This window comes from Rhizobium leguminosarum bv. viciae, assembly GCF_012276115.1.
Classification (GTDB): Bacteria; Pseudomonadota; Alphaproteobacteria; order Rhizobiales; family Rhizobiaceae; genus Rhizobium; species Rhizobium leguminosarum_T.
This window is the reverse complement of sequence record NZ_WIEU01000003.1, coordinates 1-12,264: the sequence shown is the minus strand read 5'-3', so window position 1 is coordinate 12,264 and position 12,264 is coordinate 1. Positions and strand designations below refer to the sequence as shown.

Genomic DNA, 12,264 nt, shown 5'->3' with positions numbered 1-12,264 from the left:
CTCCCCCCGCCAAACTCGCTAAGAGACGCCGCAACTTGGGGTCTTTGGGGCCTGGGCTTTTAGAGCGGTTCCGGAAGTTGGGAATCCGGCTCTCTGGCCCAAGCGGTCTGCCCCAGAGCTTTCGTGATGCCGGGTCCGGTTTTCCGCTTTCCCGGCGCCAGTCGTGGTAGAGGCATATGGCACGCATCGTAATGAAATTCGGCGGCACGTCCGTCGCTGACCTGGACCGCATCAAGAACGTTGCCCGCCACGTAAAACGCGAAGTCGATGCCGGGCACGAGGTGGCGGTGGTCGTCTCGGCCATGTCCGGCAAGACCAATGAACTGGTCGGCTGGGTCCAGGGCACGCCGAAGGTGATCGGCGCCAATTCGCCATTTTACGATGCGCGGGAATATGACGCGGTGGTGGCATCCGGCGAGCAGGTAACCTCCGGTCTGCTGGCGATCGCATTGCAGGCGATGGATATCAATGCGCGTTCCTGGCAGGGATGGCAGATCCCGATCCGCACCGACAATGCGCATGGCGCGGCCCGGATCATGGAGATCGACGGATCCGACATCGTCAAGCGGATGGGCGAGGGGCAGGTCGCCGTCATCTCCGGCTTCCAGGGACTGGGACCCGACAACCGGATCGCGACGCTCGGACGCGGCGGATCGGACACTTCGGCGGTCGCAATCGCGGCAGCTGTCAAGGCGGATCGCTGCGATATCTATACCGATGTCGACGGCGTCTACACGACCGACCCGCGCATCGTGCCGAAGGCGCGCAGGCTGAAGAAGATCGCCTTTGAGGAAATGCTGGAAATGGCCTCGCTCGGCGCCAAGGTACTACAGGTGCGCTCGGTCGAGCTTGCCATGGTACACAAGGTGCGCACCTTCGTGCGCTCATCATTCGAAGATCCCGATGCTCCGGGCATGGGCGATCTGCTGAACCCGCCCGGAACGCTGATTTGTGACGAGGATGAAATCGTGGAACAGGAAGTAGTCACCGGCATCGCCTATGCCAAGGATGAGGCTCAGATCTCGCTTCGCCGTCTTGCCGACCGGCCGGGCGTTTCCGCAGCGATCTTCGGGCCGCTCGCCGAATCCCATATCAATGTCGACATGATCGTCCAAAATATTTCCGAGGACGGGTCGAAGACCGACATGACCTTCACCGTGCCGTCAGGCGACGTCGAGAAGGCGATCAAGGTGCTCGGCGACCATAAGGAGAAGATCGGCTACGATGTCGTGCAGAACGAATCGGGGCTGGTGAAAGTATCGGTCATCGGTATCGGCATGCGCAGCCATGCGGGCGTTGCCGCTACCGCATTTCGTGCACTTGCCGAAAAAGGCATCAACATCAAGGCGATCACCACCTCCGAGATCAAAATTTCCATCCTGATCGACGGTCCCTATGCAGAACTCGCTGTCAGGACTTTGCATTCCTGCTACGGTCTGGATAAGAATTGATTCCCAGCGGGCGGCCTGCCCCTTCAGGTTGAGGAGATGAGGCCGGCCCGCCGGGAACTAAGTGCGTTGTTTCGGGAGCTTGAGACGCCATGAGAGACCTTTCCGGCGGTCCGCGCGTGCTGCTCAGGCGGCTGCGCGAGTTGATGGCGGAGCCGCTGGAGCCGCAGGAGCGTCTTGACCGGATCGTTCGCCAGATCGCCGGCAACATGGTGGCGGAGGTTTGCTCCGTCTATGTGCTGCGCGCCGACGGCGTCCTCGAACTCTATGCGACCGAAGGCCTCAACCGGGAGGCCGTACACTTGGCGCAATTGAAGATGGGGCAAGGCCTGGTCGGCACCATCGCGGCCTCGGCCCAGCCGTTGAACCTTTCCGACGCGCAGTCGCACCCTGCCTTCCGCTACCTGCCGGAAACGGGCGAAGAAATCTATCATTCCTTCCTCGGCGTGCCGATCCTCAGGACCGGGCGCTCGCTTGGCGTTCTCGTCGTGCAGAACAAGGCAAGCCGCAACTATCGCGAGGAAGAGCTGGAAGCGCTCGAGACGACGGCGATGGTGCTTGCAGAGATGATCGCCACCGGCGAGCTCAAGAAGATCACCAAGCCGGGCCTCGAACTTGACCTGACGCGTTCGGTCACCGTCGACGGCGATACTTATAATGACGGCATCGGCCTCGGTTACGTCGTGCTGCACGAGCCGCGCATTGTCGTCACCAATCTGCTGAACGAGGATGCGGAGAAGGAAATCCGGCGGTTGGCCGAAGCCATGGGCTCGCTCAGGATTTCGATCGACGACATGCTGTCGCGTCGCGACGTGTCGATGGAGGGCGAACATCGCGAGGTGCTCGAAACCTATCGCATGTTTGCGCACGACCAGGGCTGGGTGCGCAAGCTCGAGGAGGCGATCCGCAACGGCCTGACGGCGGAAGCGGCGGTCGAGAAAGTGCAGAGCGACACCAAGGCGCGGATGATGCGGTTGACCGACCCTTATCTGCGCGAACGCATGCACGATTTCGAGGATCTGGCGAACCGTCTGCTCAGACAGTTGACCGGTTATACCGGCCGGACGACCGGCGAAGGTTTCCCCAGTGATGCGATCATCCTGGCGCGCGCGATGGGAGCAGCCGAACTGCTCGATTATCCGCGTGCCAATGTCCGCGGGCTGGTGCTGGAAGAAGGGGCGGTGACGAGCCACGTGGTGATCGTCGCGCGGGCCATGGGCATTCCGGTCATCGGTCAGGCAGCGGGCGTGGTGGCGCTCGCCGAGAACGGCGATGCCGTGATCATCGACGCCGACGAGGGACATGTGCATCTGCGGCCGATGGCCGATCACCGGCGTTCCTACGAGGAAAAGGTCCGCTTCCGCGCCAGGCGGCAGGAGCAGTTCCGGGCGCTGCGCGCCGTCGAGCCGGTGACCAAGGATGGGCAGCGGATCGCGCTGATGATGAATGCCGGCCTGCTGGTCGACCTGCCGCAGCTTTCGGAATCGGGCGCCGAGGGCATCGGCCTCTTCCGCACCGAGCTGCAGTTCATGATCGCCTCCACCATGCCGAAGGCGGAGGAGCAGGAGCAGTTCTATCGCAATGTGATAAAACAGGCGGCGGGCCGCACCGTTACCTTCCGTACGCTCGATATCGGCGGCGACAAGGTGGTGCCGTATTTCCGTGGTCATGAGGAAGAAAATCCCGCCCTCGGCTGGCGCGCCATCCGGTTGTCGCTCGACCGGCCGGGGCTGTTGCGCACCCAGTTGCGCGCCCTGCTGAAGGCATCGGCCGACACCGAGCTGAAGCTGATGGTGCCGATGGTGACCGAGGTTTCCGAGCTGAAGATGGTGCGCGAGCTGTTGCAGAAGGAAGTGCAGCATCTCTCGCGCTTCGGCCACGGGCTGCCGCGCAAGCTGCAATTCGGGGCGATGCTGGAAGTGCCGGCCCTGCTTTGGCAGCTCGACGAACTGATGGAGGCGGTCGATTTCGTCTCGGTCGGTTCGAACGATCTCTTCCAGTTCTCGATGGCGGTCGATCGCGGCAATGCGCGGGTTTCGGACCGCTTCGATCCGCTCGGCAAACCGTTCTTGCGCATCCTGCGCGACATCGTGCGCGGCGCGGACCGGAACAAGACACCGGTGACGCTTTGCGGCGAGCTCGCCAGCAAACCGATCTCGGCGATGGCGCTGCTCGGCATTGGTTTCCGCTCGATCTCGATGTCGCCGGCCTCGATCGGACCGGTGAAGGCGATGCTGCTCGGGCTCGATGTCGGGGCACTGACGAAGGCGATGGACGAGGTGCTGGACGATCACCACGCCTTGATGCCGATGCGCGAGGTGCTTGCCCGCTTCGCCGAGAGCCACAATATTCCCCTTTAGACAGAGATTAAGAAGAATCGGAGTGAAGGGTGGCGAAGCTTCCCGTTGAAAAGATGCGCGAGCTGGAACGCCGTTTCGGCGAGATCGAGGCGCGCATGTCGGCTGGTCCGGCTGCCGATGTCTATGTGAAGCTCGCATCCGAATATTCCGAGCTGCAGCCTGTCGTGACGAAGATCCGTGTCTATGAGAAGGCGGTCGCCGAGCTCGCCGACCTCGAAACGCTGATCGAGGACAGGTCGGTCGACCGCGAGATGCGCGACCTCGCCGAGCTGGAGCTGCCCGAGGTGAAGGAGCAGATCGAGGCGCTCGAGCAGGAGATGCAGATCCTGCTTCTGCCAAAGGACGCAGCCGACGAAAAGAGCGCGATCCTCGAAATCCGCGCCGGCACGGGCGGTTCGGAAGCCGCCCTTTTCGCCGGCGATCTGTTTCGCATGTATGAGCGCTTTGCGGCGGAAAAGGGCTGGAAGGTGGAGGTGCTCTCGGCAAGCGAGGGCGAAGCCGGCGGCTACAAGGAAATCATCGCGACGATCACCGGCAGGGGTGTCTTCGCCAAGCTGAAATTCGAATCCGGCGTGCATCGCGTGCAGCGCGTGCCGGAAACCGAGGCGGGCGGGCGCATCCATACGTCGGCGGCAACGGTTGCGGTGCTCCCGGAGGCCGAGGAGATCGACATCGAGATCCGGGCTGAAGACATCCGCATCGACACGATGCGCTCTTCGGGCGCGGGCGGCCAGCACGTCAATACGACGGATTCGGCGGTGCGCATCACCCACCTGCCGAGCGGCATCGTTGTCACCAGCTCGGAAAAGTCGCAACACCAGAACCGCGCCAAGGCGATGCAGGTGCTGCGTTCCAGGCTCTACGATGCCGAGCGGCAGAGAGCCGATAGCGAGCGCTCCGCCGATCGTAAGAGCCAGGTCGGCTCCGGCGACCGCTCGGAACGCATCCGCACCTATAATTTCCCGCAGGGGCGGGTGACGGACCATCGCATCAATCTGACGCTTTATAAGCTCGACCGGATGATGGAAGGTGAGATCGAGGAGGTCGTCGACGCGCTGATGGCCGATTACCAGGCCAGCCAGCTGGCGCAGCTCGGCGAGCAACAATGAGCCCGACGGTCGCCGATATGCTTGCCGAAGCGCGCCGCCGCTTCACCGAAGCAGGTATCGTCGACCCGGCGACCGATGCGCGGCTGCTTGTCGCGGGCCTTCTGAAACTGTCGCCGACCGAATTGTTGACGCGATCGGCCGAGAGGCTTTCTGCCGAGCAGGCCGAAGTGATTTTCAAGGCACTGGAGCGGCGGCTCGGTCATGAGCCGGTGCATCGCATTCTCGGCGAGCGGGAATTCTACGGCCTGCCGCTTCGGCTCTCGGCGGAAACGCTGGAACCGCGGCCGGATACGGAAATCCTGGTCGATACGGTTCTGATCTATCTCCAAGACCTTGCAAAGGCGCAAAGCCGTCTCCATATCCTTGATATGGGAACCGGGACCGGGGCGATATGCCTTGCGCTTTTGAGCGAATGTCCTGATGCGTCAGGTGTCGGCAGCGACATATCGGCGGACGCACTTTTGACGGCAAGATCGAATGCAGAAAGAAACGGGTTGCAGGATCGTTTTGAGGCCGTACAGTCAAGTTGGTTCGAGGACATCCAGGGATCCTTTCACGCGATTGTCTCAAATCCGCCCTATATTGCTTCCAATGTCATTCACGATCTCGCTCCCGAAGTGACCAAATTTGATCCGACTGCGGCTCTGGATGGCGGCCCGGATGGGCTTGACGCTTACAAAGCCATAGCCAAGGATGCGGCAAGGTTCATCAGGCCCGATGGGGTCGTCGGACTGGAGATCGGCTACGATCAGCGAAACGACGTGACGGCGATCTTTGAAGCGAAAGGCTTCAGGTGCCTCAAATCCGTGAAAGATTATGGTCAGAACGACAGGGTGCTTGTGTTCGCGCTCGCGTGAAAGACGATAATGCGGCATTGGACGAGACATTATTGTTATTGCGAAGAAAAGGCTTGGATTTCCCGGTGAAGCAATATAGGTTGCGGTCACGTGTTGGGCAGATAGGAATGAACGAGATTCGTTCGGTACTTGGTTTGCCTCGGGGGTCCGCTCTTTTAAACGAGAGTTTCAACGGTTGAACACGACCCAATGCGTGAATCAGTCAAACTGACTTGAGAACCAAGCGGCAGGTCGGCGCAAAGGCGCAGTATGCTCGCGGCACAAAGGTCCTGATCCGGTTTTCCGGTCATGGCGGTTGGTGCCATGTATCCATCACAAACAGAGAATTCAGGTGAACGATCTATGAGGCCAGGACAGCAGAACAAGCGCGGTCGAGGGCGTGGTAACAATAACGGCGGCGGTAGCGGCGGCGGTGGAAATAACAATAACAACAATTTCAACCGCAAGGGCGGCAATCCGCTGACCCGGTCCTATGACAGCTCCGGTCCCGATGTGAAGATTCGCGGTACGGCGCAGCATATCGCCGAAAAATACGCGCAGCTCGCCCGCGACGCCCAAAGCTCCGGCGACCGCGTGATGGCCGAGAACTATCTCCAGCACGCCGAACATTATAATCGTATCATTGCCAGCGCCCAGGCGCAGATGCAGGAACGCTTCCAGCGCGACGACCGTGGCGAGTACAATGATCGCGACGGTGCGGACCGCGACGGCGACGACATGGATAACAATGAGAATGACAATGACGGCGACGATGTCGTTATCGTCCAGCCACCGCAGAGCAGGCCGCACCAGCCGCAGCAGAGCAGACAGCACCAGCCGCAGGCACAGCCGAAGCCGGTAGCCGCTCAGGCGCCTGCACCGGCACAGTCCGAGGTCAACGATGGAACTGGCCCGCAGCCGGAGATCGAAGGCATTCCGGCCGAAGTCGCGATGGACGAGGAAGGTGCCGGCGGCCAGCCGCGCGAACGCCAGCCCCGCCGCCGCAGCACCGGCAGCCGTCCCCGTCGCCCGCGTCGCGGCGCTGAGGGCGAAGAAGCAACCGCTGAAGGCGAAGGTGCCTCTGCCGAGGCGCCAGTGCTGGCTGACGCCGCATCGGAATGAGGATTTCGCTTTCCCTTCAGGGGAGAGCGTGACGTTCATGCCAGCTACTCGAATTAGCTTGAAAATCCCCGGCCTGTGCCGGGGATTTTCATTTTACGGGCTCTTTAAACTCGCGGAACAGGCTACCATATTCTCTTCGAACTGCTTCGCCCGAATCCCTTACGGGCAAAGCGCGACCTGCCTTTTCAGGGGGTCGATCTCAATCATCGGTCTGCGCCTCGTCAGGGCAGGGCGATCCATGGAGGTAGAATATGAATATCGAGAAATATTCGGAGCGGGTGCGCGGTTTCATCCAGTCCGCCCAGACCTATGCGTTGGCGCAGGGTCACCAGCAATTCACGCCGGAACATGTGCTGAAAGTCCTGCTCGACGATGATCAGGGCATGGCGGCGTCGCTGATCGAGCGCGCTGGCGGCGATGCCAAGGCCGCCCGCCTGGCCAATGACGCGGCTCTCGCCAAATTGCCAAAAATCTCCGGCGGCAACGGAAACATCTATCTGGCACAACCGCTCGCCAAGGTGCTTTCGACCGCCGAAGAAGCGGCGAAGAAGGCCGGCGACAGCTTCGTCACGGTGGAACGCCTGCTGCAGGCGCTGGCGATCGAATCCTCGGCCTCGACCTTTTCGGCGCTGAAGAACGCAGGCGTGACGGCCCAGGGTCTCAACCAGGTCATCAACGACATCCGCAAGGGTCGGACGGCGGATTCCTCCAATGCCGAGCAGGGTTTCGACTCGCTGAAAAAGTTCGCACGCGATCTCACTGCCGAAGCCCGCGACGGCAAGCTCGACCCGGTGATCGGCCGCGACGACGAAATCCGCCGCACCATCCAGGTGCTTTCGCGCCGCACCAAGAACAATCCAGTGCTGATCGGCGAACCCGGCGTCGGCAAGACGGCGATCGTCGAGGGCCTGGCATTGCGCATCGTCAACGGTGACGTGCCGGAATCGCTCAAGGACAAGAAGCTGATGGCGCTCGACATGGGCGCGCTGATTGCCGGTGCGAAATATCGCGGCGAATTCGAGGAGCGGCTGAAGGCCGTGCTCAATGAAGTCCAGGCGGAAAACGGCGAGATCATCCTGTTCATCGACGAGATGCATACGCTCGTCGGCGCCGGCAAGGCGGATGGGGCGATGGATGCCTCCAACCTACTGAAGCCCGCCCTTGCCCGTGGCGAGCTGCATTGCGTTGGCGCGACCACGCTCGATGAATATCGCAAACATGTCGAGAAGGACCCGGCCCTTGCCCGTCGCTTCCAGCCCGTCGTCGTCGACGAACCGACGGTCGAAGACACGATCTCTATCCTGCGTGGCTTGAAGGAAAAATACGAGCAGCATCACAAGGTGCGCATCGCCGATGCGGCGCTGGTGGCGGCTGCGACGCTTTCCAACCGCTATATCACCGACCGTTTCCTGCCCGACAAGGCGATCGACCTGATGGACGAGGCGGCAGCGCGGTTGCGCATGCAGGTGGATTCCAAGCCGGAAGAGCTCGACGAACTCGACCGCCGCATCATGCAGCTGAAGATCGAGCGCGAAGCGCTGAAAAAGGAAACGGACGTCGCGTCCGCCGACCGTCTGAAGCGACTGGAAACCGAAGTGACCGATCTCGAGGAACAGGCCGATGCGCTGACGGCCCGCTGGCAGGCGGAAAAGCAGAAACTCGGCCTTGCCGCCGATCTCAAAAAGCAACTCGACGATGCCCGCAACGAACTGGCGATCTCGCAGCGCAAGGGCGAATTCCAGCGTGCCGGCGAGCTGACCTACGGTGTCATTCCCGACCTCGAAAAGCAGCTCGTCGATGCCGAGAAGCAGGATGGCGACCGCGGCGCGATGGTGCAGGAGGTGGTCATCCCCGACAACATCGCCCATGTCGTGTCCCGCTGGACCGGCATTCCGGTCGATAGGATGCTGGAGGGCGAACGCGACAAGCTGCTCCGGATGGAAGACGAACTGGCGAAATCGGTGATCGGCCAGGGCGATGCGGTTCAGGCCGTGTCGCGCGCCGTCCGCCGCGCGCGCGCCGGCCTGCAGGATCCGAACCGGCCGATCGGCTCGTTCATCTTCCTCGGCCCGACCGGCGTCGGCAAGACGGAGCTCACCAAGGCGCTCGCCCGCTTCCTCTTCGACGACGAAACGGCGATGGTGCGCATGGACATGTCGGAATATATGGAGAAGCACTCCGTTGCCCGGCTGATCGGCGCGCCTCCCGGCTATGTCGGTTATGACGAAGGCGGAGCGCTGACGGAAGCCGTGCGCCGCAGGCCCTATCAGGTCGTGCTGTTCGACGAGATCGAAAAGGCGCATCCCGACGTCTTCAACATCCTGCTGCAGGTGCTGGACGACGGACGCCTGACGGACGGCCAGGGCCGGACGGTCGATTTCCGCAACACGATGATCATCATGACCTCGAATCTCGGCGCCGAATATCTGACGCAGCTGAGAGAAGGCGACGACAGCGATACGGTTCGCGAGCAGGTGATGGAGGTCGTGCGCGGACATTTCCGGCCGGAATTCCTGAACCGCATCGACGAGATCATTCTCTTCCATCGCCTGAAGCGCGAGGAGATGGGCGCGATCGTCGATATCCAGCTGAAGCGGCTGGTGGCTCTACTGTCCGAGCGCAAGATCGTAATCGATCTCGACGAGGAAGCCCGCCACTGGCTGGCAAACAAGGGTTACGATCCGGTCTACGGCGCAAGGCCGCTGAAGCGGGTGATCCAGAAGTTCGTGCAGGATCCGCTGGCCGAGCAGATCCTGTCCGGCCAGGTGCCGGATGGATCGACGGTGTCGGTGACGAACGGCTCGGACCGGCTGCAGTTCAGCACGAGGCAGACGGCGAGCGAAGCAGCGTAAATTCAGTTTGCCGGATGAATGAGAAATGGCGGCTTCGGTCGCCATTTTTCGTTAGGCGAGGGTAACGACCGGCGAGTCATCAGCTTGTCGGTTTAATGGAAATTACTTGCTCGCCACTTGGTCTGGCGTCTGGTTGTTCAGTAGCGTATCGATGCGCTTGCGCTCGTCTTCGAATTTCGCCAGCGCCTCGCTCTGCAGCGATTTGCCGCCCGGCAGGCGGATGCGCAGCGGATCGACCTTGGTGCCGTTGACGATCAGCTCGTAATGCAGGTGCGGGCCGGTGGATTCGCCCGTCGTGCCGACCCAGCCGATCACCTGGCCCTGGCGGATCTTGGTACCGGGGACGACGCCCTTGGCAATGGCGCTCTGGTGATTGTAGGAGGATTCATAGCCGTTGGCATGGCGCACGATCGTCTGGTTGCCATAACCGCCGGAATCCCAGCCGGCTTTTTCGACCGTGCCGTTGCCGGCGGCGATGATCGCCGTGCCGCGCGGCGCCGCCCAATCGACGCCGGTATGCATGCGTGCAAAACCGAGGATCGGGTGGCGGCGCATGCCGAAGCCCGATTTGAAGATTCCGTTTGGAACCGGGTTGCGCAGCAGGAACTGGCGGATGCTCTTGCCGTTCTCGTCGAAATAATCGACCGTGCCGTCCTCGGGGTCCTGGAAGCGGTAGAAGCGTGTCTGCGTATCGCCGAAACGGGCGTTGACATAGAGCAGTTCGGAATCCTCGGTCGCCTGACCGGCGCTGTCGGCGACGGAGAAGAAGGCCTCGAGACTGTCGGTTGGCCTCAGCTGCGCCTGGAAATCGACATTGCTGGCGAGCAGCTTGATGATCAGCGCCGTCATATCCTTGGTCATGCCGTAGGAAAGGGCAGCACGATAGATGCCGTCATAGACGCGCGGCAGGTTCTGGCCGGGGGGCGGTGCGAAGGAATTGTCATCGAAGGCGGTGGCGATGGCATCCAACATCGGCGGCTCGCTGCCGGGCACATATCTTCCCTTGTCGTCGACCGCCACGGTAACGAGATGGCGCGTGCCGCGATAGACGCTGGCTCGGATGATCTTTGCCTGTTCGCCCTTCTGAATGATGCCGATGCGCAGCACATCGCCCTTGTCGAGATCACCAGAACCCAGTTGCTGCGCGATATAGCCGGCAATGCCATCGGCATATTGCTGCGGATAGCCAGAATCCGTCAGCGCCTTGGCGATCGGCGTGTCGACGCGCACCGGCAGGATATCGTCAGCGAATTCTTCGGTCTGCGGCGTGATCGATTCCGATGCGGAGACCGTCATGTTCTGTTCGAGCACGCGTGCGGACAGACCGGCCGTCAGATCGACATCGGCGTCCTCGTTGGAGAAACGACGCGGATCGACGTAATAAAGGGCTGCGAGCTGCGTGTTGCCGTCCGTCAGCACCGAGCCGTTGGAGCGCACGTTCTCTTCGACCTCCTCGAGCGACAGACCGGATGCCATCTGCATGCTGGTCTTGCCGGTCGGGAAGGGAATGGTCTTCAGGCTGACTTCGGATTCGACGTCAGAGCCGTAAAGCGCGCCTGTGCGGCTTTGCGGCGCGGGCTGCGGCTCGTCTGCGGAAAAGATCGCCAGAGGATCGAAGTCCGGATAGTCCTCCGTCGCCACATGGTTGGCGGCCAGCGTCATCTTCACATGCGCGAAGGGCTGGCGGCGCACGACTTCCTTTTCGCCGTCGTGGACGACGGTTGAGACTTCCATGATGGCACGGTCGGACGGTTTTGCGGCGATGGCGGGCGCGATCAGCCGGCCACCGCGGACCACTGTCGTATCCTCATGCGCGTCTGCCGCAACACTCGCATAGGCTTCGGCGGGGATCGCCAATTGCTGGCGGCCATCAAGGGCGGCGAAAAGGGCGACCCCCATCAGGACGGACGATGTAATGCCGGTGAGGAACGTGCCCGAGAGCCAGCGTAAGGAAACTTCGCGCCGGTCGGGCGCGCGTCTGCCGTCGGCCAGAAGCGGAGGCTCGTTGCCCAACGAGCGGATCATCATTTTCTCCGTCATCATGGCAGTCGGGTCCGCGTCCTTACATCAGGCGTCTGTGGGAGCATGTATCGGCCATCCTGGCTGGGGCGAAAGATGTGCATATTTTGGGCATGGAAGTCAAATCACTCAGAAAAAGGCAGTCTGCCTGCATTTGCCTGTGTGAATCATGTGTCTCTTAAGACCAGCAGATTGTGATGATGTCGGGGCGCAGGGGACAAAAGAGCGTTCTTTCCACGAAAAGTCGAAAGACGTTCATCTTTCGTGGCCGTGTATGGCCGGTCGGAATCCGGGAAATGATCGCATTTGCGCGTCGTCCGAAATTTTTCCCGTAAAAACAATATCTTGAAAGAAAAATCAAATTTTTCGAAAAGCGCTGTTGACTGTTTATGAGGGTTAGTTCTATAAGCCCACTCACTGAACGAGGGCGGCGGCGCTGCTGGCGACGAAGTCTTTCGTTCTAAAGAAACTCAAGCGGATTGGCGATTGCTGGTTTGTGTTCTGGGCGCGAGTTTGGA

At 61.3% G+C, this 12,264-nt stretch carries 7 protein-coding genes; 6 read left to right on the top strand and 1 reads right to left on the bottom strand.

What is annotated here, in order from left to right:
• Positions 1–176: 176 nt before the first annotated feature.
• The 6 genes from GFM02_RS05885 (at position 177) to clpB (ending at position 9,727) form a co-directional block, all read left to right on the top strand.
• Positions 177–1,451 (top strand): aspartate kinase, encoded by a 1,275-nt coding sequence (locus tag GFM02_RS05885; RefSeq protein WP_011653679.1) that lies wholly within the window; start codon positions 177–179, stop codon positions 1,449–1,451.
• A gap of 89 nt (positions 1,452–1,540) precedes the next feature.
• Complete coding sequence (gene ptsP, locus GFM02_RS05880; protein WP_168321123.1) at positions 1,541–3,808, top strand: phosphoenolpyruvate--protein phosphotransferase; 2,268 nt, start codon at positions 1,541–1,543, stop codon at positions 3,806–3,808.
• 29 nt (positions 3,809–3,837) lie between these two features.
• Complete coding sequence (gene prfA, locus GFM02_RS05875) at positions 3,838–4,917, top strand: peptide chain release factor 1 (RefSeq protein WP_168321122.1); 1,080 nt, start codon at positions 3,838–3,840, stop codon at positions 4,915–4,917.
• A complete protein-coding gene (gene prmC / locus GFM02_RS05870; RefSeq protein WP_168321121.1) occupies positions 4,914–5,774 on the top strand; it encodes a peptide chain release factor N(5)-glutamine methyltransferase in 861 nt (286 codons plus the stop codon). Before prfA ends, prmC begins: the two co-directional genes overlap by 4 nt.
• Before the next feature lie 342 nt (positions 5,775–6,116).
• On the top strand, positions 6,117–6,875 hold the full coding sequence (locus GFM02_RS05865) for a DUF4167 domain-containing protein (RefSeq protein WP_168321120.1): 759 nt from the start codon (positions 6,117–6,119) through the stop codon (positions 6,873–6,875).
• Between the two features lie 251 nt (positions 6,876–7,126).
• Complete coding sequence (clpB, locus tag GFM02_RS05860) at positions 7,127–9,727, top strand: ATP-dependent chaperone ClpB (RefSeq protein ID WP_168321119.1); 2,601 nt, start codon at positions 7,127–7,129, stop codon at positions 9,725–9,727.
• A gap of 102 nt (positions 9,728–9,829) precedes the next feature.
• On the opposite strand, the gene GFM02_RS05855 is transcribed toward clpB, so the two are convergent.
• On the bottom strand, positions 9,830–11,770 hold the full coding sequence (locus GFM02_RS05855) for a M23 family metallopeptidase (protein ID WP_168321118.1): 1,941 nt from the start codon (positions 11,768–11,770) through the stop codon (positions 9,830–9,832).
• Positions 11,771–12,264 lie beyond the last annotated feature (494 nt).